General features: G+C 70.8%; 19 protein-coding genes and 5 tRNA genes. 8 read left to right on the top strand and 16 right to left on the bottom strand.

What is annotated here, in order from left to right; translation table 11 throughout:
• Positions 1 to 28: 28 nt before the first annotated feature.
• Positions 29 to 2,248 carry an ATP-dependent DNA helicase RecG gene (gene recG, locus OG574_RS16975; RefSeq protein ID WP_326773932.1) on the bottom strand — a complete coding sequence of 740 codons (2,220 nt, stop codon included), beginning with the start codon at positions 2,246 to 2,248 and terminating at the stop codon, positions 29 to 31.
• Between the two features lie 222 nt (positions 2,249 to 2,470).
• Positions 2,471 to 4,141, bottom strand: a complete 1,671-nt coding sequence (locus OG574_RS16980) for a DAK2 domain-containing protein (RefSeq protein WP_326773933.1) — start codon at positions 4,139 to 4,141, stop codon at positions 2,471 to 2,473.
• Between the two features lie 247 nt (positions 4,142 to 4,388).
• Here OG574_RS16980 and rpmB point away from each other — a divergent pair, with 247 nt between their 5' ends.
• The 3 genes from rpmB (at position 4,389) to OG574_RS16995 (ending at position 9,042) form a co-directional block, all read left to right on the top strand.
• A complete protein-coding gene (gene rpmB / locus OG574_RS16985; RefSeq protein ID WP_003951095.1) occupies positions 4,389 to 4,574 on the top strand; it encodes a 50S ribosomal protein L28 in 186 nt (61 codons plus the stop codon).
• A 155-nt stretch (positions 4,575 to 4,729) separates the two neighbouring features.
• Complete coding sequence (locus tag OG574_RS16990) at positions 4,730 to 7,750, top strand: BTAD domain-containing putative transcriptional regulator (protein ID WP_326773934.1); 3,021 nt, start codon at positions 4,730 to 4,732, stop codon at positions 7,748 to 7,750.
• Between the two features lie 35 nt (positions 7,751 to 7,785).
• Entirely contained in the window at positions 7,786 to 9,042 is a 1,257-nt protein-coding gene (locus OG574_RS16995; RefSeq protein WP_326773935.1) for an FAD-dependent monooxygenase, read from the top strand.
• A gap of 5 nt (positions 9,043 to 9,047) precedes the next feature.
• Here OG574_RS16995 and OG574_RS17000 read toward each other — a convergent pair whose 3' ends face one another.
• On the bottom strand, positions 9,048 to 10,013 hold the full coding sequence (locus OG574_RS17000; RefSeq protein ID WP_326773936.1) for a thiamine-phosphate kinase: 966 nt from the start codon (positions 10,011 to 10,013) through the stop codon (positions 9,048 to 9,050).
• A gap of 224 nt (positions 10,014 to 10,237) precedes the next feature.
• Here OG574_RS17000 and OG574_RS17005 point away from each other — a divergent pair, with 224 nt between their 5' ends.
• Positions 10,238 to 10,471 carry an Lrp/AsnC family transcriptional regulator gene (locus tag OG574_RS17005; protein ID WP_016642988.1) on the top strand — a complete coding sequence of 78 codons (234 nt, stop codon included), beginning with the start codon at positions 10,238 to 10,240 and terminating at the stop codon, positions 10,469 to 10,471.
• 20 nt (positions 10,472 to 10,491) lie between these two features.
• On the top strand, positions 10,492 to 10,983 hold the full coding sequence (locus tag OG574_RS17010; RefSeq protein WP_326773937.1) for a DUF3515 domain-containing protein: 492 nt from the start codon (positions 10,492 to 10,494) through the stop codon (positions 10,981 to 10,983).
• Between the two features lie 21 nt (positions 10,984 to 11,004).
• Here the strand turns inward: OG574_RS17010 and OG574_RS17015 are convergent, their stop codons facing one another.
• Genes OG574_RS17015 through OG574_RS17025 form a run of 3 tightly spaced genes read right to left on the bottom strand, consistent with a single transcriptional unit; the run spans position 11,005 to position 14,026 of the window.
• Positions 11,005 to 12,162: a D-alanine--D-alanine ligase family protein gene (locus OG574_RS17015; RefSeq protein ID WP_326773938.1), complete on the bottom strand. Its 1,158-nt coding sequence runs from the start codon at positions 12,160 to 12,162 to the stop codon at positions 11,005 to 11,007.
• 56 nt (positions 12,163 to 12,218) lie between these two features.
• A complete protein-coding gene (locus OG574_RS17020; protein ID WP_326773939.1) occupies positions 12,219 to 13,229 on the bottom strand; it encodes an NAD(P)H-dependent glycerol-3-phosphate dehydrogenase in 1,011 nt (336 codons plus the stop codon).
• Positions 13,226 to 14,026 (bottom strand): lysophospholipid acyltransferase family protein, encoded by an 801-nt coding sequence (locus OG574_RS17025; protein WP_234374432.1) that lies wholly within the window; start codon positions 14,024 to 14,026, stop codon positions 13,226 to 13,228. Before OG574_RS17025 ends, OG574_RS17020 begins: the two co-directional genes overlap by 4 nt.
• 165 nt (positions 14,027 to 14,191) lie before the next feature.
• On the opposite strand from OG574_RS17025, the gene cofC reads away from it, so the two are divergent.
• Together cofC and OG574_RS17035 are read left to right on the top strand one after the other, a co-directional pair.
• Positions 14,192 to 14,827: a 2-phospho-L-lactate guanylyltransferase gene (cofC, locus tag OG574_RS17030; protein WP_326773940.1), complete on the top strand. Its 636-nt coding sequence runs from the start codon at positions 14,192 to 14,194 to the stop codon at positions 14,825 to 14,827.
• A gap of 13 nt (positions 14,828 to 14,840) precedes the next feature.
• Positions 14,841 to 15,044 (top strand): hypothetical protein, encoded by a 204-nt coding sequence (locus tag OG574_RS17035; protein ID WP_326773941.1) that lies wholly within the window; start codon positions 14,841 to 14,843, stop codon positions 15,042 to 15,044.
• Between the two features lie 112 nt (positions 15,045 to 15,156).
• Here the strand turns inward: OG574_RS17035 and OG574_RS17040 are convergent, their stop codons facing one another.
• From OG574_RS17040 to leuC, 4 genes are all read right to left on the bottom strand, one after another.
• Positions 15,157 to 15,822: an HU family DNA-binding protein gene (locus OG574_RS17040; protein WP_326773942.1), complete on the bottom strand. Its 666-nt coding sequence runs from the start codon at positions 15,820 to 15,822 to the stop codon at positions 15,157 to 15,159.
• 138 nt (positions 15,823 to 15,960) lie between these two features.
• A complete protein-coding gene (locus OG574_RS17045; RefSeq protein ID WP_100595029.1) occupies positions 15,961 to 16,191 on the bottom strand; it encodes a hypothetical protein in 231 nt (76 codons plus the stop codon).
• A 269-nt stretch (positions 16,192 to 16,460) separates the two neighbouring features.
• Positions 16,461 to 17,054 carry a 3-isopropylmalate dehydratase small subunit gene (gene leuD / locus OG574_RS17050; protein ID WP_100595028.1) on the bottom strand — a complete coding sequence of 198 codons (594 nt, stop codon included), beginning with the start codon at positions 17,052 to 17,054 and terminating at the stop codon, positions 16,461 to 16,463.
• Positions 17,055 to 17,060: 6 nt separating this feature from the next.
• Complete coding sequence (gene leuC / locus OG574_RS17055) at positions 17,061 to 18,491, bottom strand: 3-isopropylmalate dehydratase large subunit (RefSeq protein WP_326773943.1); 1,431 nt, start codon at positions 18,489 to 18,491, stop codon at positions 17,061 to 17,063.
• A gap of 185 nt (positions 18,492 to 18,676) precedes the next feature.
• Here leuC and ndgR point away from each other — a divergent pair, with 185 nt between their 5' ends.
• The gene (gene ndgR / locus OG574_RS17060; protein ID WP_100595026.1) at positions 18,677 to 19,393 is read left to right on the top strand and encodes an IclR family transcriptional regulator NdgR; all 717 of its coding nucleotides are present in this window, start codon (positions 18,677 to 18,679) and stop codon (positions 19,391 to 19,393) included.
• 152 nt (positions 19,394 to 19,545) lie between these two features.
• Here the strand turns inward: ndgR and OG574_RS17065 are convergent.
• From OG574_RS17065 to OG574_RS17090, 6 genes are all read right to left on the bottom strand, one after another.
• Positions 19,546 to 19,618 (bottom strand) — tRNA-Glu (locus tag OG574_RS17065).
• A gap of 28 nt (positions 19,619 to 19,646) precedes the next feature.
• Positions 19,647 to 19,718 (bottom strand) — tRNA-Gln (locus OG574_RS17070).
• 30 nt (positions 19,719 to 19,748) lie between these two features.
• Positions 19,749 to 19,821 (bottom strand) — tRNA-Glu (locus tag OG574_RS17075).
• 62 nt (positions 19,822 to 19,883) lie between these two features.
• Positions 19,884 to 19,956, bottom strand: a tRNA-Glu gene (locus tag OG574_RS17080).
• A gap of 41 nt (positions 19,957 to 19,997) precedes the next feature.
• Positions 19,998 to 20,069 (bottom strand) — tRNA-Gln (locus OG574_RS17085).
• A gap of 88 nt (positions 20,070 to 20,157) precedes the next feature.
• On the bottom strand, positions 20,158 to 20,892 hold the full coding sequence (locus OG574_RS17090) for an HAD family hydrolase (protein ID WP_326773944.1): 735 nt from the start codon (positions 20,890 to 20,892) through the stop codon (positions 20,158 to 20,160).
• Positions 20,893 to 20,899: the final 7 nt, after the last annotated feature.

Raw genomic sequence — 20,899 nt, forward strand, 5'->3', positions numbered from 1 at the left:
GAGGGGACGTGCGGGGACCTCCAGTTTGTCAGCCCTTGTCGAGGTACTGCTCGCGCTCCTCGTCCAGGAGCGCGTCCAGGGCCGTGCGCAGGCCCGGCAGGTGTTCCAGATCCGGGTCGGCGGCGACGACTTCCGTGGCCTCCTGGCGGGCCTCGGCGATGATCTCCTCGTCCTCGATGACGGCGAGCATGCGCAGGGACGAGCGCACCCCGGACTGGGCCTGGCCGAGGACGTCGCCCTCGCGGCGCTGCTCCAGGTCGATACGGGAGAGCTCGAACCCGTCGAGCGTGGCGGCCACGGCGCCGAGGCGGGCGCGGGCCGGGCTGGCCTCCGGCATCTCGCTGACGAGGAGGCACAGGCCCGCCGCCGAGCCACGGCCGACGCGGCCGCGCAGCTGATGGAGCTGGGAGACGCCGAAGCGGTCGGCGTCCATGATCACCATGGCTGTGGCGTTCGGCACGTTCACCCCGACCTCGATGACGGTGGTCGCGACCAGGACATCCGTCTCGCCCGCGGCGAAGCGGCGCATCACTGCGTCCTTGTCGTCGGGCTGCATCCTGCCGTGCAGAACCTCCACCTTCAGCCCGCGCAGGGCGCCGTGGGCCAGCTCCTCGGCCACGTCCAGAACGGCGAGCGGAGGCCGCTTCTCGGCCGCGTCCTCGGCGGACTCCTTCTTGGCCCCCTTGCCCTTCTTCCCGCCCTGCTCCTCCTCGTCGCCGATGCGCGGGCAGACGACGTACGCCTGATGCCCGTTCTCCACCTCCTCGCGTACGCGCTCCCAGGCGCGCGCGAGGAAGTGCGGCTTGTCGGCGGCGGGCACGACATGGGTGGCGATCGGCGAGCGCCCCGCGGGCAGCTGGTCGAGGACGGACGTCTCCAGGTCACCGAAGACCGTCATCGCGACCGTACGGGGAATGGGGGTGGCCGTCATGACCAGCAGGTGCGGGGGCTGCTTGCCCTTGCCGCGCAGGGCGTCGCGCTGCTCGACGCCGAAGCGGTGCTGCTCGTCGACGACGACCAGACCCAGGTCGTGGAACTGGACCTTGTCCTCGATCAGGGCGTGCGTCCCGATGACGATGCCCGCGTCGCCCGTGACGAGGTCGAGAAGGGCCTGACGGCGGGCCGCGACGCCCATGGAACCGGTGAGCAGAACCACCTTGGTGGAGTGCTCGGCGCCCCCGAGCATCCCGCCCTCGGCGAGCTCGCCCATCATCTCGGTGATGGAGCGGTCGTGCTGCTGGGCGAGGACCTCGGTCGGCGCGAGCATCGCGGCCTGCCCGCCCGCGTCGACGACGGCGAGCATGGCGCGCAGGGCGACCATGGTCTTCCCGGAACCGACCTCTCCCTGGAGCAGGCGGTGCATCGGGTGTTCGGTGGCGAGGCCGTCGAAGATTTCCTTGGAGACCTTCTGCTGGCCGTCGGTGAGGGTGAAGGGGAGCTTCGCGTCGAACGCCGTGAGCAGGCCGTCCGGGCGGGGGACGCGGGCCACGGCTGGCAGCTGCGCGTCGGCGAACCGCCGCCTGGCGAGGGCGACTTGGAGGACGAACGCCTCGTCCCACTTGAGGCGGGCGCGGGCGTCGGCGATGTCCGCCTTCGTGTGGGGCCGGTGGACCTTCAGGAGGGCCTCGGGCAGCGGGACGAGACCGCGGCCCTCGCGCAGGGAGTCCGGCAGGGGGTCGAGGGCCTCCTGGGCGCTGGGCAGCACCATGTCGACGGCCTTGGCGATCTTCCAGGACTCCAGCTTGGCGGTGGCCGGGTAGATCGGGAGGAGGGCGCCGGCCCAGGAGCCGATCGCCTCGTCGGCCTCGCCCGCGTCCAGGGCGTCGGCCCGCAGCAGCTCGTACGCCGGGTGCGCGAGCTGCATCTTGCGGTTGAAGACGGAGGCCTTGCCCGCGAACATCGCGCGCGTGCCGGGCAGGAGGTCCTTGTGCGGCTTGTGGATGCCGCGGCCGAAGAAGACCAGCTGGAGCTGGCCGCTGCCGTCCGTGATGGTCACTTCGAGGCGCTGGCCCGCGCCACCGTTGAACCTCAGGATGCGGGCGCTCGCCACCTGGGCGACCACGGTGACGTGCTCGTCGAGGGGCAGGTCGGCGAGGCGGGTGAGCTCGCCGCGCTCCGCGTATCTGCGCGGATAGTGGTGGAGCAGGTCACCGACCGTGTGCAGGCCTAGGTGCTCGGCCATCACCTTGGCGGTGGCGGGACCGAGCGCTTTCTTCAGCGGTTCTTCGAGCGCGGGCACGGAATTCATTTCACACCATGGCTCTGACATCGGTGGCTCGCGAACCCATGAACCGCGGCTCCGAACGTCGGCAAAGCACGGGAGTCGCGGCGCGCCTTTCGGGCACCGGGCAGGGCTTGTCCGTCATGCATCCGCATCAGCGGACGAGTGGTGAGCCATCGCGTCTACGCAACGGCCGAGTCACTGCACGCCACGCCACTGATTCTCGGACTCATCGACAAGGAGACGCTCTCACTCGACACCGATGAGCATGAGCGCGGAGTTCCGCCCGCCCCGGTAGACCACGGTGTCGACGGCCAGGTACGTCTCGCGTACATGCCGTTCGAGCCGCTCGGCGACCTCGTCCGGCACGTCGTCGCCGAGGACGAGGGTGACCATCTCGCCGCCCGCGGCCAGCATCCGGTCGAGGGTCGTACGCGCCGTCCGCGTGACGTCTTCGCCGATCACGGCGACGTCCCCGTCGATGAGGCCGAGGAAGTCCCCGGCCTGGCAGATGCCGGCCATCGTCCACGACTGCCGCTCGGCGACGGCCAGTTCGGCGTAGCGGGTCGCGCCGGCCGCCGACGTCATCGCGACGACGTCCTCGTCGAAGCGCCGCTCCTTCTCGTGGACGGCGAGCGCGGCGATGCCCTGGATCGCGGACCGGGTGGGGATCAGGGCGACCCGCACGCCTTCGGTGCGGGCCTGCTCGGCCGCGGCGGCGGCGGTGTGGCGCAGCTCGGCGTCGTTCGGCAGGAGCACCACTTCGCGCGCGTGCGCCCGCCGGATCGCCTCGACCAGTTCCCCGCTGCCGGGCGCCTCGCCGGGCCGCTCGGGTACCACGGTGGCGCCCGCCTCGCAGTACAGGCCGGCGAGCCCGTCTCCCGGGACCACGGCGACGATCGCGCGCTGGGCGGGTTCCCCGGCGGGCGCGGAGCCGGTGGTGGGGTGCGTCATATGGGCGTCGCCCACGGCGAAGTGCGTGATGCGGATGCGGTACGGCCGGCCGGCCTCGACGCCCGCCTCGACGGCGGCGCCCGCGTCGTCGACGTGCACATGGACGTTCCACAGTCCGTCGCCGCCGACGACGACGAGGGAGTCGCCGAGGCCGTCGAGCCGGGTCCGCAGCCGCGCCACGGCCTGGTCGTCGGCCTCCAGGAGGTAGATGACCTCGAAGGCGGGCCCTTCGCCGTCCGCACACTCCAGCGGCTGGTCGGCGGCCACGCGCGCGTGGTGCACGCCACGGGCACGCGGAGGTGCCACCGGATCGCCCGACAGCGCCTCGGTCAGCGCACCGAGAACGGCCACGAGCCCGCGCCCGCCCGCGTCCACGACACCCGCGCGCCCCAGGACCGCCAGCTGCCCCGGCGTCGCGTCGAGCGCCGCGCGGGCACCGTCGTACGCGGCACGGGCCACGTCACGGCAGTCGCCGCCCGGCCCGCCGGAGATGTCGGCGGCGTCCGCAGCAGCGGCGGCCACCGTCAGGACCGTGCCCTCCACGGGGTGCGCGACCGCCTCCCGGGCGGACTCGGCGGCCCGGCGCAGTGCGCGGCGCAGGCCGTGCCCGTCGGCCCTTTCGCAGTGATCCGCCTCACCGTCGATGTCGCCCGCGAGCACCTGGGCCATGCCGCGGAGAAGCTGAGCGAGGATCGTTCCGGAGTTTCCGCGGGCCCCGATCAGGGCTCCGTGGGCCATCGCGTGGACGACTTCGGGAAGCGCGGGCGGTGCGGGTTCGAGACCCGTGAAGACGGCTTCCACGGCCTGTACGGCGGACTCGACGGTCAGGTACAGATTGGTGCCTGTGTCCCCGTCCGCGACGGGATAGACGTTGATCGCGTCGATCTCCTCGCGGTCCCGCCCGAGCGCCTCCAGGGCCAGTGCGCACCAGGCGCGCACCGCGTGGACGTCGAGCACCTGCGGCACCTGCGCCTCCTAGAGCAGCCGAACTGGCATCGCAGCGTAGACCCCGGAGGGGGTTCCTCCGGAAGAGGGCCCGGGACGGCAACCGGGTCAGCCATGGTAGTTTCGTTCTACCGAAGCAGCCGTTGTATGCTGCTCCGGTTGCCCGATATCCATCGGGCCTTCCCCTGGCACCGCCACTCAGATCCTCCGATCCGATCCCGGCATGCCGGGATCAACCGTAAGTGCATCTGAAGTCTTGGAGTGACCCGTGGCTGCCAACTGCGACGTCTGCGGCAAGGGGCCGAGCTTCGGCAACAACATTTCGCACTCGCACCGCCGTACGTCCCGTCGCTGGAACCCGAACATCCAGCGTGTGCGTGCAGTGGTCGGGCGGACGCCGAAGCGGCTCAACGTCTGCACCTCGTGCATCAAGGCCGGCAAGGTCTCGCGCTGACGTAACGCGTAGCGCGGCCACCTAGCTGGTTGCTTGAAGGACCGGTCCCCTCGGGGACCGGTCCTTTTTTATGCCGTGAAGAGTCCCGGCTCTTTATGCCGTGAAGAGTCCGGCTCTTCATGTCGGGAAGAGTCCCGGCTGCCACAATCTGCCCAATGCGCTTCGGCATCCTCGGCCCCCTCGACGTACGCGCCCCCGACGGCACCCCGCTGGACCCCGGCGGTCCGCGTCCGCGCGCACTGCTGACGCTGCTGCTCCTGGAGGCGGGCCGGACCGTTTCCGCCGAGCGCCTGATCGACGGTCTGTACGGGGACGAGCCCCCGGCCGGCGCCGCGAACGCGCTCCAGTCCCAGGTCTCACGGCTGCGCAAGCGGCTCTCCCTCGATATCGAGGCGACCCCGGCGGGCTACCGGCTGGCCGTCGGCCCGGACGACGTGGACGTGCACCGCTTCGAGCGGCTGGCCGCCGAGGGCGAGCGGTCGCTCTCGTCCGGGGACCCTTCCCTGGCGTCCGCACTCCTCGGGGAGGCGCTCGGGCTCTGGCGCGGACCCGCGCTCGCCGATCTCCCCGCCGCCTTCGGCAGCCGTCTCGACGAGATCAGGTTCACCGCCGCCCAGACCCGTATCGAGGCGGAACTCGCGCTCGGCTCGGGTGGCGGTCTCGTCCCTGAGCTGCGGGAACTGATCGCCGCACACCCCCTCAGCGAGCGCCTCTACGGTCAGTTGATGCGCTCCCTCCACGCGGACGGGCGGCCGGCAGAGGCGCTCGCCGTGTACGAGGAGGTGCGCCGCGTCCTCGCCGACGAGCTGGGCGCCGATCCGTCGGCGGAGCTCTCGGCGCTGCATCTGGAACTTCTTCGGGGGCGGGAACCCGCGCGCGGGCGGGGCGTTCCCGCGCAGCTGACCCGATTCGTCGGGCGGACGGAAGAACTCTCCCGGATCGACTCGCTGCTCGCGGGGTCCCGGCTCGTGACGCTGACGGGTCCGGGCGGGGCGGGCAAGACCAGGCTCGCGGCCGAGGCCGCGCGGGACAGAGCCGACGTGTGCTGGGCCGAGTTGGCGCCCCTCGCTGACGGGGAGCAGATGCCGTACGCGCTGCTCGCGGCGCTCGGGGTGCGTGAGGGGTTCCGGGGGCCTCAGGGGGATCCGGTCGCGCGGCTGATCGACGCGCTGGAGGGGCGCGACGTGCTGCTCGTGCTCGACAACTGCGAGCATCTCGTCGACGACGCGGCCCGCACGGCGGTCGTGCTGCTCGGCGCGTGCCCCGGGCTGCGGATCCTCGCCACGAGCCGGGAGGCGCTCGGCATCACCGGTGAGGCACTGTGCCCGGTGCCGCCGCTCGCGGCCGGTCCCGCCGCGCGCCTTTTCATGGACCGGGCGGCCGCTGTACGGCCCGATGCCGACCTGCACGCGCGCGTGGAGGCCGTTCACGGGATCTGCGAGGCCCTCGACGGACTGCCGCTGGCGATCGAACTCGCCGCGGCCAGGCTGCGGACGCTCACCGTCGACGAACTCGCGGCCCGCCTCGGTGACCGCTTCCGGCTGCTGTCCCGCGGCGACCGGACCAAGGCGCCCCGGCATCGCACGCTGCGCGCGGTCGTCGAGTGGAGCTGGGAGCTGCTCGACGGGGAGGAGCGGGATCTCGCACGGCGGATGGCCGTGTTCGCCGGAGGGTCGTCCGGGGGCGCCACGCTCGCCGCGGTCGAGGCCGTGTGCGGGGTGCCGTACCCGGAGGACCTGCTGGCCTCGCTCACGGAGAAGTCCTTCCTGGAGGCGGCCGGCGGGCGCTACCGGATGCTTCAGACCATCCGCGCGTTCTGCGCGGAGCACCTGGCCGACGAGGGGGAGTTGTCGCGGCTGCGGGACGCGCACGCAGCGTACTTCCAGGGACTGGCGGCGCAGGCGGAGCCGTATCTGCGCGGCGGCGGTCAGCTGCCGCGGCTGGCCGCGCTCGGGGCCGAGCAGGACAACCTGTCGGCGGCCCTGCGCCATCTCGTGCGCGCGGACCCGCATGCGGCGCTGCGGCTGATGGCGGACCTGTCCTGGTTCTGGCGGCTGCGCGGGCTGCACGGCGCGCATGTGCCGCTGGCGCGCGAACTGCTCGCGGCGCTCGGGGACGAGCCGCCGGAGGACCTTGCCGAGGAGTACGTCCTGTGCGTGATCAACACGGTCACGGGCGAGGGCAACGACCCGCGTGAAACGGAGCGCCTGGCGCGCGCGGAGGCCGTGCTCGCATCCCGGGACCACGCGCTGCGGCGGCCGTTCGTGGTGGTCCTGTGGTCGGTGACGTACGGGCCGCAGCACGCCGTGCAGGAGCGGGTGCGCCGGCAGGTCGGTGAGGCGCCCTGGGGGCTCGCGCTGCTCGATGTCGGCCTGGGCTTCCAGGAGTGGTTCGCGGGGCGCCCCGTCACGTCGGAGGAGCATTTCGAGCGGGCACTCGACGGCTTCCGGGCGACCGGGGACCGGTGGGGCATGGCCAACTGCCTTGATCCGTTGGGCATGTTCGCGGACTGGCGCGGCGACCGGGAGCGGGCCCTGGCGCTCCTCGACGAGGGTCTCGCGCACGTGGCCGCGCTCGAAGCCCCTGAGGAGACCGCCGATCTGCTCCACCGGCGCGCATACGTCCTGCTCCATCAGGGCCAACTCCGGGACGCCGCCGACCACTTCACGCGCTCCGCCGCGATGGCGCGTACGGCGGCCGTCCCCGACAAGGTGGCGAGCGCGCGGCGCGGGCTCGGCGATGTGGCGCGGATCAGCGGGGAGACGGAGCACGCGCGCGTGCACTACGAGGCGGCTCTCGAACTGTGCGCCGCGAACTGGTTCAGCGTCGGCGAGACCGTGCGGACCCTCATCGGTCTGGGCCGCGCCGCCCTCGCCGCGTCCCGGCCCGACGAGGCCCGCGACTGGTTCGAGCAGGGCCTCGCGCTCTGCGACGGTCCCACGCGTGCACTCGAACTCGCCGATGCGGCCGAGGCGTTGGCCTCCGTGGCGCAGGATCCGCGCGAGGCCGCGGTGCTGCTCGGGGCCGGTGCGGGCCTGCGCGGCCGCACGCTCGCCGGGGACCCGGACGTCACCCCCGTAGAGGCGCGGGTCCGTGCGGCCCTCACTACGGAGACGTACGAGAAGGCGTTCGAAGAGGGCCGGGCGATGCGGTCAGCGGCGGTCAGCCGACCGTAAGCGGGCGGTCAGGGGCGCCCGCGACGCTCGGGGACATGAAGACCACACACACCGCGTACGCATCGACCCGACTGTCCCACCTCGACGTCCTGGTCTCCGGCGCCAGCGTCGCCGGTCCCGCCGTCGCCCTCGCCCTGTCCCTGCACGGAGCCCGCGTCACCGTCGTCGAGAAGGCCCCCGCCCTGCGCGAGGGCGGATTCGCGGTCGACTTCCGCGGCTGGGTGCACCGCACCGTCCTGACCGCGCTCGGCATTCACGACGACATCCACGCGCACCAGACCCACATGGGCCGCCAGACGGTCGTCGACGCCGACGGCACCCCGCGCCTCGATCTGCCGGCGGAACTGATGAGCGGCGACGTGGAGATCTTCCGCGGCGACCTCTCCCGCATCTTGCACGAGCACAGCAAGGACTCTGTGGAGTACGTCTTCGGTGACTCGATCGCCACGCTGACCCAGGACGACAACGGGGTCGACGTCACCTTCGAGCGCGCGGCGCCCCGCCGCTTCGACCTCGTCGTGGCGGCCGACGGACTGCACTCCCCCACCCGCCGCCTCGTGTTCGGCGACGAGTCGCGGTACCTGCGCTTCCTCGACCACTACGTGGCCGGCTTCGGCATCCCCAACCACCTGGGCCTCGACCGTACCGGCCGGCTGTACAGCGACCCGGGCCGGGCGGTCTGTGTCAGCAACTACGACGGTGACCCGGACCGCGCGGGCGCGCTCCTGGTGTTCCGCTCCGAGCCCCTCGACCACGACCGCAGGGACGTGGACCAGCAGAAGCGGATCCTCGCGGAGCGGTTCGCGGGGATGGGCTGGGAGGCGCCGCGGGTCCTCAAGGCGCTGGAGGACGCGGACGACCTGTACTTCGACGCCATCGCGCAGATCCACGTCGACCGGCTCACCAAGGGCCGCGTGGTCCTGCTCGGCGACGCCGGGTACGGCGCCACGATGGGCGGCATGGGCACCGGCGTCGCGATCGTCGGCGCGTACGTCCTGGCCGGTGAACTGGCCCTGGCCGGCGGCGATCACCGCACCGCGTTCGCCGCCTACGAGGCGCAGATCGGGGACTTCGCGAAGGGCTGCCAGAAGATCTCGGGCAACGCGGGCCCCTTCTTCGCCCCGCCCACCGAGCGGAAGATCCGCAGCCGCGACCGTATGTACCGGCTGCTCGGCTCCCGCCTGATGGCCGGGTTCTTCAAGCGCCTGACGGAGAAGGCCGCGACCGCGCTCGACCTGAAGGACTACCCGGCCCTGCTGGACGCACCGGCCGCCGTCGTGCGCGGCCGGTGAGCCCGTCAGGACTCGATGTCCCCGAAGTGGTCCCAGCCGCCCTTGTTCGTCCAGGGCGCGCCGTCGACCGTCACCTGGGGCAGCGCCGACGGGTTGAGGACCTCGCCGATCACCTTCCAGCGGGCGGGCAGCTTCACGTCCGGCGGGAAGGTGGCCACGATCGCGTGGTCCTCTCCCCCGGTGAGCACCCACTGGATGGGGTCGACACCGACGGCCTGCCCGATGTCGTTCATCTGCGAAGGCACGTCGACCTTGCCGGACTTGATGTCGATACGGACCTTGCTGGCCTCCGCGATGTGCCCCAGGTCGGCGATGAGGCCGTCGCTGACGTCGCACATGGCGGTGGCGCCGAGCCCGGCGGCCGCGGGGCCCGCGTGGTACGGCGGTTCGGGCCTGCGGTGGGCCTCGACGAAGGCGCGGGGCGAGCGGAAGCCGCGCGAGAGGACCGCGTGCCCGGCCGCGGACCAGCCGAGCCAGCCGGTCACCGCGACGACGTCGCCGGGTTGTGCGCCGGCGCGCGTGACCGGCTCGTGGTTGCGCATGTCGCCGAGCGCGGTGATCGCGACGGTGATGGTGTCACCGCGAACGACATCGCCTCCGACGACGGCGGCGCCCGCGACCTGGCACTCGTCGCGCAGGCCGTCCATCAGCTCGTTCGGCCAGCTGGCGGGGAGTTCGGCGGGGACCACGAGGCCGAGCAGGAGCGCGGTCGGGACGGCGCCCATGGCGGCGATGTCCGCGAGGTTCTGCGCGGCGGCCTTGCGCCCGACGTCGTAGGCCGTGGACCAGTCGCGGCGGAAGTGCCGCCCTTCGAGGAGGATGTCCGTGCTCACGACGACCCTGCGGTCCGGCGCGGCCACCACGGCCGCGTCGTCGCCCGGGCCGAGTCGTACGGCCGGGGTGGTGGTGAGCCGGGAGGTGAGCTCTCGGATGAGCCCGAACTCGCCCAGCTCGCCGACGGTGCCCTTCATGCGCGTACTGCCCCTTCTGCCCCGGTCCGCTTGCGGTCGCGAGCCGTCTCTGTCATCGGTACGGTCATTGTCGTGGGCGGGACCGTCCCGTTGACCGGTGCCCGCCGTCCGTAAGTCGCAGTGTGTACGCCACAGCCACCGCGGGTCTCCCCGCGGCGAGCGGCGACGCGATACCGTGGCGTCCCTTCTCCCCACATGATCCTCGTGGCCGCCCTGGAGGTTCCGTGGTACAGGCGTACATCCTGATTCAGACCGAAGTCGGCAAGGCGTCGACCGTAGCCGAGCTGATCGGCAAGATCCCGGGGGTGATCCAGGCCGAGGACGTGACAGGTCCCTACGACGTCATCGTGCGCGCGCAGGCCGACACAGTCGATGAGCTGGGCCGCATGGTGGTCGCCAAGGTCCAGCAAGTGGACGGCATCACCCGCACCCTGACCTGCCCGGTCGTGCACTTGTAGCCCCCGTCTAACCTTGGCCGGTGAACTTCTTCCGTCACCGGCCCCGTCTTGCCACCGGGCTCCCCGCCCTGGCCCTGCTGCTCGCCGTCTCGGGCTGCTCCTCAGCAGACGACTCGGCGCACGCAGCGGTTCCCACCCCTGACGCCAAGGTCACCGGCCTGTGCCGCAACCTGCACAAAAGGCTTCCGGACACGGTGGACGGGCACGGAAGGAACGACCCCTCTCCGCGGTCCGAGCTGACCGCGGGGTGGGGAGATCCGGCGATCATACTGCGCTGCGGTGTCGAACGGCCCGCGCTGATGGACGACCCCCAGGCCCTGCCGGTGAAGGTGAACGGCGTGGGCTGGGCGTACGAGAAGCGCGACGACGGCACACAGGTGCTCACGACGACGCTGCGGGTCGCCTACGTGGAGGTCACCCTGCCCAAGGAGCTGGCCGCCGAGGGGGCCTCGCCCCTGGTCGACTTCGCCGATCCCGTCAAGAAGGCGATCCCCGAAGGGATCGCCGACTGACGCGCGTGCTTCGCTACGGGGCTAGCGCAGTCCCGTAGAGCGGTTCAGTGCCGCCTGGATGAGGCGGTCCACCAGCTCCGGGTAGCTCACGCCGCTCTCCTGCCACATGCGCGGGTACATGGAGATCGGGGTGAAGCCGGGCAGCGTGTTGATCTCGTTGATCACGAACTCGCCGTCCTCGGTGAGGAAGAAGTCGGCGCGCACGAGGCCCTCGCAGGACGCCGCGTCGAACGCCTCGACCGCGAGCCGCTGCACCTCGGCCGTCTGCTCGTCGGTGAGCGGCGCGGGCACGATGCCGGACGCCGAGTCGATGTACTTGGCCTCGAAGTCGTAGAAGTCGTGGGCCTGGACCGGCGGGATCTCGGCCGGCACGCTCGCGCGCGGCCCGTCCTCGAACTCCAGGACTCCGCACTCGATCTCGCGGCCGACGAGCGCCGCCTCCACGATGATCTTCGGGTCGTGGCTGCGGGCCTCCTCGATCGCCTCGTCGAGGCCCTCGAAGGAGTCGACCTTGGTGATGCCGATCGACGAACCCGCGCGCGCGGGCTTGATGAACAGCGGCCAGCCCTGCTCGCCGACGAAGTCCGCGACGCGGCGCCGCGCGCCTTCGCGGTCCTGCTCCCACTCGCGCGGCCGGATCACCAGGTAGGGGCCGACCTTCAGCCCGAACGAGGTGAACACGCGCTTCATGTAGTCCTTGTCCTGGCCGACGGCCGAGGACAGGACGCCACAGCCGACGTACGGCGTCCCGGACAGGTCGAGCAGGCCCTGGATGGTGCCGTCCTCGCCGTACGGGCCGTGCAGGACGGGGAACACGACGTCGACGTCGCCGAGGGCCTTGGGCACGGAGCCGGGCTCCGTGTAGACGACCTCACGGCTCGACGGGTCGACGGGCAGCACGACCCCGCCCTCGGCGGACTCGGCGAGCTCGGCGACGTCCGGCACCTTGCGGTCGGCGATGGCCATCCGCTCGGGATCGTCGGCGGTCAGCGCCCAACGCCCCTCTCGCGTGATGCCGATCGGCAGCACGTCGTACTTGGTGCGGTCGATGGCCCGCAGTACGGCGCCTGCGGTGACGACGGAAACGCCGTGCTCGGAGCTGCGACCGCCGAAGACGACGGCCACACGGGGCTTCTGGCCCGACGGGCGGCTGCTCTGGGGAAGGTTCTCGCTGCTCATATCGCGTTGAGCGTACCTGCTGGTAGCAGCGGAGTCAGCGTCCGGCGAGGCCCGCGTCAGCGCCGTTCGGGCTTGGCGCTGCGCGACATCATCTCCTTCAGGGCGACGACCGGGGACTTCCCCTCGTGCACGATGCCGACGACGGTTTCGGTGATCGGCATGTCGACGCCGTGCCGGCGCGCCAGGTCGAGCACCGACTCGCAGGACTTGACGCCCTCGGCGGTCTGCTTGGTGACCTCGATGGTCTCCTGGAGGGTCATTCCCTTGCCCAGGTTGGTGCCGAAGGTGTGGTTGCGCGACAGGGGCGACGAGCAGGTGGCGACGAGGTCGCCGAGGCCCGCGAGCCCGGAGAAGGTGAGCGGGTCGGCGCCCATGGCGAGGCCGAGCCGGGTGGTCTCGGCGAGGCCGCGCGTGATGAGCGAGCCCTTCGCGTTGTCGCCGAGGCCCATGCCGTCGGCGATGCCGACCGCGAGCCCGATGACGTTCTTCACCGCACCGCCGAGCTCGCAGCCGATCACGTCGGTGTTCGTGTACGGCCGGAAGTACGGCGTGTGGCAGGCGGTCTGGAGGCGTTGCGCAACCGATTCGTCGCTGCAGGCGACGACGGCGGCGGCGGGCATCCTGGCGGCGATCTCGCGGGCGAGGTTGGGGCCGGTGACGATGGCGATGCGGTCCTCGCCGACCTTGGTGACGTCCTCGATGACCTCGCTCATCCGCATGGCGGAGCCGAGTTCGACGCCCTTCATGAGGGAGACGAGGACCGTGCCGGGCGCGAGCAGCGGTGTCCACTCGGCGAGGTTGGCGCGCAGCGTCTGCGAGGGCACGGCGAGCACCGTGAACTCGGCGCCGTCCGCGGCCTCGGCGGCGTCGGTGGTCGCCCTGATGTTGCCGGGGAGTTCGATGCCGGGGAGGTAATCGGGGTTCGTACGCGTGGAGTTGACCGCTTCGGCCAGTTCGGGCCTGCGCGCCCACAGGGTGACGTCGCACCCCGCGTCGGCGAGCACCATGGCGAAGGCCGTACCCCAGGAGCCGGTTCCGAAGACGGCCGCCTTGACGGGTGGGGTCACTTGCTCTCCTCAGGACTTCCGTGCTCGATGGCGGGCGAACCGGCCTGTTCCGTAAGGGTGTTGGTCCCGGCGGCCTTGCGGCGCTGCGCGATGCGCGCCTCACGGGGGTCGTAACGCCGCTGCGGGGGCTGCTCGCCGCGCAGTTCACCGAGCAGTCCGGTGATCGCCGTCATGATGACCTCGGTGGCCTCCTTGAGGAGTTCCGGGGTCATCTCCTTGTCGTAGAAGCGCTCCAGGTCGACGGGCGGTCCGGCGAGGACGTGGTGCGTCTTGCGCGGCAGCAGGTCGGGCTTCTTCGCGTACGGCGCGAGCACGAGGTTGGCGCCCCACTGGGCGACGGGAATCACGGGGCACTTGGTCTGCAGTGCCACGCGCGCGACGCCCGTCTTCGCGGCCATGGGCCACAGGTCCGGATCACGGGTGAGGGTGCCCTCGGGGTAGAAGGCGACGCACTCCCCGCGCTCGACGGCGTCGATGGCGGCACGGAACGCGCTGAGCGCATTCGTGGTCTCGCGGTATACGGGGATCTGTCCGGTGCCGCGCATGATGGCGCCGATGAACCCCTTCTTGAAGAGGCCGTGCTTGGCCAGGAATCGCGGAACGCGTCCGGTGTTGTACTGGAAGTGCGCGTACGCGAACGGGTCCAGATGCGAATTGTGGTTCACCGCGGTGATAAAGCCGCCGTCGGCCGGAATGTTCTCCATTCCGCGCCAGTCCCGCTTGATCAGAACCACGAGCGGCGGTTTAGCGATGACCGCCGCCAGGCGGTACCAGAAGCCGATTCTGCGGCGGGACACTCGGACACCTTCCTCTATGGACCCTTGAAGGCCCTCTCGGACCTGGTCAGCCGCACAAGTGTCGCCCCAGGCCGCCGGTCTGTCGAGAACACCGTACGCCCGCGCGTTTATGCCCACCTCACGCGCCGGGCCACAATGAGCGCGACCCGAAGGGACGGACCTCACGTGCAGTGGACCCTGGTGATCCCGCTGAAACCCCTGGTGCGGGCCAAGAGCAGGCTGGCGCCCACGGCGGGGGACGGGGTGCGTCCCGGACTCGCGCTGGCGTTCGCGCAGGACACCGTGGCCGCCGCGACCGCCTCGGCCGGGGTGCGGGATGTGGTGGTAGTCACGGACGACGAGCTCGCCGGGAGGGAGCTGGCCGCCCTGGGTGCCCTGATCGTCCCCGATACCCCTGGAGCGGGCCTGAACGCCGCCCTGGCGCACGGTGCGGCGGCGGCGCGGGCCCGGCGCCCGGATGCGGCCGTCGCGGCGCTCAACGCCGATCTGCCGGCTCTGCGGTCGGCGGAATTGTCCCGGGTTCTTGCAGAGGCCGCGCTATTTCCCCGCGCATTTCTCCCCGATACGGCGGGAATCGGGACGACTCTTCTCAGTGCGGGTCCCGGCAATGAATTGCGCCCCGCATTCGGCACCGCGTCCCGAGCCCGTCATGCCGCGTCGGGAGCAATGGAACTCCCGCTGACGGGCGTCGACTCCGTTCGCCAGGACGTGGACACCGGCGAGGACCTGCGGGCGGCACTGTCGCTCGGCGTCGGCCCGCGCACGGCGGGGGCGGCCGCCGGGCTGCTGATCCCGGACTGAGTACGCTGCCTGCATGCAGGCCACCGCGTACACATACGACTCCGACACCCGCTCCGGCAGCGTGCTGCTCGACGACGGCACCCCCGTGTCCTTCGACGCCCCGGCGTTCGACGCGGGCGGCCTCCGGCTGCTGCGCCCCGGGCAGCGGGTCCGCATCGAGGTCGAGGGTGAGGGCGAGGCGCGGCGCATCACTCTGGTGACGCTGCAGACGCTCTGAGCCCCTTCTGAACTGGGCTTCCGCATGAACCGGGCTTTCGTGAAACACCGCGGGCCGGGCTCCCCGAGGGGAGCCCGGCCCGGCGCGTGAGGGGCCCTTGAGGCCGTCGCCCTTACTTCTTGCGGGCGGTGGTCTTCTTGGCGGTCGTCTTGCGCGCAGTGGACTTCTTGGCGGGCGCCTTCTTGGCCGTGGCCTTCTTGGCGGGCGCCGTCTTCTTCGCGGTGGCCTTCTTCGCGGCGGTCTTCGCCGGGGCGGCCTTCTTGGCGGTGGCCTTCTTCGCCGTGGCGGTGGCCTTCTTGGCGGTGGTCTTCTTCGCCGTCGCCGTGGTCTTCTTCGCCGTCGCCTTCTTGGCCGTGGCCTTCTTGGCGGTGGTCTTCTTGGCCGCCGCCTTCTTGGCGGTCGTGGCCTTCTTGGCCGCGGCCTTCTTGACCGTCGCCGAAGCACCGCCGGTCAGGCTGCCCTTGGGCGCCTTCTTCACGGCCACGTCGTTCTTCGGGAGCTTCTTCGAGCCCGCGACGAGGTCCTTGAAGCCCTGACCGGCACGGAAACGCGGAACGGAGGTCTTCTTGACCCGTACGCGCTCACCCGTCTGCGGGTTACGGGCGTAGCGAGCCGGGCGGTCGACCTTCTCGAACGAGCCGAAGCCGGTGACCGAGACCCGGTCCCCGCTGACGACGGCACGGACGATGGCGTCCAGGACCGCGTCGACGGCGTCCGCGGCCTGCTGACGGCCGCCGACCTTGTCGGCAATCGCTTCTACGAGCTGCGCCTTGTTCACGTCTTCCCCTTCGGAGACATTGCCGGAACGTATCCGGTCCGGCTTTTTCGCACGTTAGGCAGATATATACCGCAAATCAAACACGAAACGGGCTAATCACCCTTGTGCCGCAACGGACTCGGGCTGTCTCGAAGTTCTTCAGTGGCCCTCTTGTGGGAATCGACCCTCGTCGAGGTCCACCATGAATCGGTCCAGTCGCCTTGCCGCACCGGCGAGATCGTGCTTGGCCGCGGCCGTAATGACCAGCAGCTTCCGGGTCAGCGCCATCCGTACGCCCTCCGGGACTTGCAGTGCGCGCACCCTGGAGTGCGCTTCCTTGAGTTGGTCCGCGACCGCCGCATAGAGCTGGAGTTGGCCGTCGTGTTCCATGCACAGATTGTGCCATCTGGGGCGAGTTGTCGCCTCCGCAGGGGGTAACTGCCGTCCCTGGCGGGGCTCCTGGGCCCCTTCGCGGGGCGTGCGCGCACGAGCGTCGCGAGGCTCGCGTACCTCTCGAACACCCTTGAAAACGCGGGGAGTTGAGACCTCCGCAACGGCACTTGGCGAGCGGTCGGAGGCCGGACACAGCTGTACCCCCAACCGTCCACGATTGGGGGTACAGATGCTTGTTGCGATGGCCGGAATCAGCCTTGCAGAGTTCAGATCTGCACGGTCTGCGGCTTGAACGACGGACGCTTGGACTCGTAGTCCGCGATGTCGCCCTCGTTCTGGAGCGTGATGCTGATGTCGTCCAGGCCGTTCAGCAGCCGCCAGCGCGCGTTCTCGTCGAGTTCGAAGGCGGCGGTGACGCCCTCGGCCCGTACTTCACGCGCCTCCAGGTCGACCGTGATCTCGGCCTGGGGGTCGTTCTCCACGAGAACCTGCAGCGCGTCCACGACCTTCTGGTCGAGCACCACCGTGAGCAGGCCGTTCTTGAGCGAGTTGCCGCGGAAGATGTCGGCGAAGCGCGAGGAGATGACGGCCTTGAAGCCGTAGTTCTGCAGCGCCCACACCGCGTGCTCGCGGGAGGATCCGGTGCCGAAGTCGGGACCTGCCACCAGGACCGTGGCGCCCTCGCGTTCGGCCTTGTTCAGCACGAACTCGGGGTCCTTGCGCCAGGCCTCGAAGAGCCCGTCCTCAAAACCGTCCCTGGTGACCTTCTTGAGCCAGTGGGCGGGGATGATCTGGTCGGTGTCGACGTTGCTGCGGCGCAGCGGGACGGCCCGGCCGGTGTGCGTGGTGAATGCTTCCATGGCTGATCAGACTCCAGCGGGCGTACGGGCGTCAGTGTCGGACAGGTCGGCCGGAGAGGCCAGGTGGCCGAGCACGGCGGTGGCGGCGGCGACCTGGGGCGAGACCAGGTGGGTACGGCCGCCCTTGCCCTGCCGGCCCTCGAAGTTGCGGTTCGAGGTGGACGCGGAGCGCTCGCCGGGGGCGAGTTGGTCGGGGTTCATGCCCAGACACATCGAGCAGCCCGCGTGCCGCCATTCGGCGCCGGCCTCCTTGAAGACCTTGTCCAGGCCCTCGGAGACGGCCTGCAGACCCACCCGCGCGGAGCCGGGAACGACCAGCATCCGTACGCCGTCGGCGACCTGGCGACCCCCGACGATCTCGGCGACGGCGCGCAGGTCCTCGATGCGGCCGTTGGTGCACGAACCTACGAAGACGGTGTCGACCTTGATGTCGCGCAGCGGCTGCCCAGCGGTCAACCCCATGTATTCCAGGGCCTTTTCGGCGGCGTGGCGCTCCGAAGCGTCCTCGTACGAAGCAGGGTCGGGGACGTGCGCCGACAGGGGCGAGCCCTGGCCGGGGTTGGTGCCCCAGGTGACGAACGGCGACAGCGCGGCGGCGTCGATGACGACCTCGGCGTCGAATTCCGCGTCGTCGTCCGACTTCAGCGTCTTCCAGTACGCAACCGCTGCGTCCCAGTCCTCGCCCTTGGGGGCGTGCGCACGGCCCTCGAGGTAGGCGAAGGTGATCTCGTCGGGGGCGATCATGCCCGCGCGGGCACCGGCCTCGATCGACATGTTGCAGATGGTCATGCGGGCTTCCATCGAGAGCTTCTCGATGGCGGAGCCGCGGTACTCCAGGATGTAGCCCTGGCCGCCGCCCGTACCGATCTTCGCGATGATCGCGAGGATCAGGTCCTTGGCCGTGACGCCCTCGGGCAGTTCGCCGTCGACCGTGATGGCCATCGTGCGGGGACGGGCCAGCGGCAGCGTCTGGGTCGCCAGGACGTGCTCGACCTGGGAGGTGCCGATACCGAAGGCCAGCGCGCCGAACGCGCCGTGCGTGGACGTGTGGGAGTCGCCGCAGACGACCGTGGTGCCCGGCTGGGTCAGGCCCAGCTGGGGGCCGACGACGTGCACGACACCCTGCTCGACGTCACCCAGCGAGTGCAGGCGCACACCGAAGTCGGCACAGTTCTTGCGCAGCGTCTCCAGCTGGGCGCGCGAGACCGGGTCCGCGATCGGCTTGTCGATGTCGAGGGTCGGGGTGTTGTGATCCTCGGTGGCGATGGTGAGGTCGAGGCGCCGCACCTGGCGACCGGTCTGGCGCAGGCCGTCGAAGGCCTGCGGGCTGGTCACCTCGTGCAGCAGGTGCAGATCGATGAAGAGGAGGTCGGGCTCGCCCTCGGCGCGCCGGACGACGTGGTCGTCCCAGACCTTCTCCGCGAGTGTCCTACCCATCGCTTTCCCTCCGGCCGGCATCGTGAGCCGGCCCAACTAGAGATCGTGGTCGCCGACGTCCGTACCCCTCGTACCGGACGTGAACGTCCCGGCCCGTTGGTCTGCGGGCCGCTGTAAGTACAGGGTGTCAAGTTTCACGGGAAATTGAACTTGCGTTTCACAGAGTGAGACGCGAGTATCGACGCATGGACAACTCTAGCGGCGTCGGCGTTCTGGACAAGGCGGCCCTTGTTCTCAGCGCCCTGGAGTCCGGTCCGGCCACCCTCGCGGGGCTGGTCGCGGCGACCGGACTGGCAAGACCCACGGCTCACCGTCTCGCCGTGGCACTGGAACACCACCGCATGGTGGCGCGTGACATGCAGGGCCGTTTCATCCTCGGCCCGCGCATGGCCGAGCTGGCCGCGGCGGCGGGCGAGGACCGCCTGCTCGCGACGGCGGGCCCGGTGCTCACCCACCTACGCGACGTGACGGGCGAGAGCGCGCAGCTCTATCGCCGGCAGGGCGACATGCGTATCTGTGTCGCGGCCGCCGAGCGCCTGTCGGGCCTCAGGGACACCGTCCCCGTGGGCTCCACACTCACGATGAAGGCGGGCTCGTCTGCGCAGATCCTGATGGCTTGGGAGGAGCCCGAGCGCCTCCACCGCGGCCTCCAGGGCGCCCGCTTCACGGCGACGGCCCTGTCGGGCGTACGGCGCCGTGGCTGGGCCCAGTCGATCGGCGAGCGGGAGCCGGGCGTCGCGTCCGTCTCCGCGCCGGTGCGCGGTCCCTCGAACCGCGTCGTCGCGGCGGTCTCGGTCTCCGGACCGATCGAGCGCCTGACGCGCCACCCGGGCCGGATGCACGCACAGGCCGTCATCGACGCGGCGGGCCGCCTCTCCGAGGCCCTGCGCCGCACCGGCTGACCCTCCCCCACCACACCGCTCCCCCTCGGGCCGGCCGCTTCAACGCCGCAGCGACCGGCCCGAGTTGAGACTTGGTGAGACCCTTTGCGCTCACGCGCTCCGGACAACGCGAAGAGACCCTCCCCTGCTGGGGAGGGCCTCTTGCTGTCTTGTACCCCCGACCGGATTCGAACCGGCGCTACCGCCTTGAGAGGGCGGCGTGCTAGGCCGCTACACAACGGGGGCAAGGATCTTGCGCTGTCGCGCGATCCAGCTGGGCTACCAGGACTCGAACCTAGAACAACGGAACCAGAAACCGTCGTGTTGCCAATTACACCATAGCCCAATGCGATCCAGGCCTGGATGGCCCGATCAGTACCCCCGACCGGATTCGAACCGGCGCTACCGCCTTGAGAGGGCGGCGTGCTAGGCCGCTACACAACGGGGGCCCTAGCGATCCTGCATGAAAAACAGCGGGTGCGACCCGGACTGTCCCCCTGGGAAGGATCTGTACCCCCGACCGGATTCGAACCGGCGCTACCGCCTTGAGAGGGCGGCGTGCTAGGCCGCTACACAACGGGGGCTTTGCGGATCTGGAATCCGCGATGCAGATAAGCTCTGCGAGCTGGCCTACCAGGACTCGAACCTAGACTAACGGAACCAGAAACCGTCGTGCTGCCAATTACACCATAGGCCATCAAAAAGCAACCCCTTGCGAGGGTTCTGTTTGATTTACGCTTCCGGATCCGGCCTTTCGGCCCGTTTCCCTTGGCGCAGGAAGAACATTACCCGAAGGTGGACGGCGCTCCAAAACGGGTATCCGGGGCCAGCAGGGCGGGGAGCTGGTCGAGCGCCGTGATGCGCGTGAGTTCGGGACGGCCGCCGGTCCGCGCGCGGTCCAGCCAGATGCCGGTGAGCCCTGCCTCCTCGGCGCCGCGGGCGTCGGTGTCGGGCTGGTCGCCGACGTACGCGACCTCGTGCGGGGGCAGTTCCAGGGCCTCGCAGGCGGCGTGGAAGGCGGCGGCCTGCGGTTTGGCCACGCCGAGTTCGGCGGCGCAGACGACGGCCTCGAAGCGGTCCCTGACGCCGAGGACGCGCAGCTTGCGGTCCTGGTTGTGGAGCGAGGAGTTGGACAGGACCGCGTGCCGGTAGCGGTCCGCGAGGAGGTCGAGCACAGGGACCGTGTCGGGGAACAGCGCCCAGGCGGCCTCGTAGTGGACGATGTAGCGCCCGAACCAGGCGTCGGCCTCGGCATCGTCCATGGTGCCGTCGGCGTCGCCGCGCCCCACGAAGGCCCGTACACGATCGCGGCGCTGGCCCTCCCAGTCGGTCTCGCCCGACTCGAAGCGCGCCCAGTGCTCCTGGGTGAGGGTGCGCCAACGGGCGAGGGCCTGGCCGACGGAGGTGAATCCGTCGGCCAGGCCCTCGGCCCGAAGGTGTTCCCGCATTCCCGCGCGGTCCGCGTTCGCGTAGTCGAAGATCGTGTCGTCTACGTCCCACAGGACCGCGCGGATCGGCATGTGACCG

Source organism: Streptomyces sp. NBC_01445 (genome assembly GCF_035918235.1).
GTDB lineage: Bacteria > Actinomycetota > Actinomycetes > Streptomycetales > Streptomycetaceae > Streptomyces.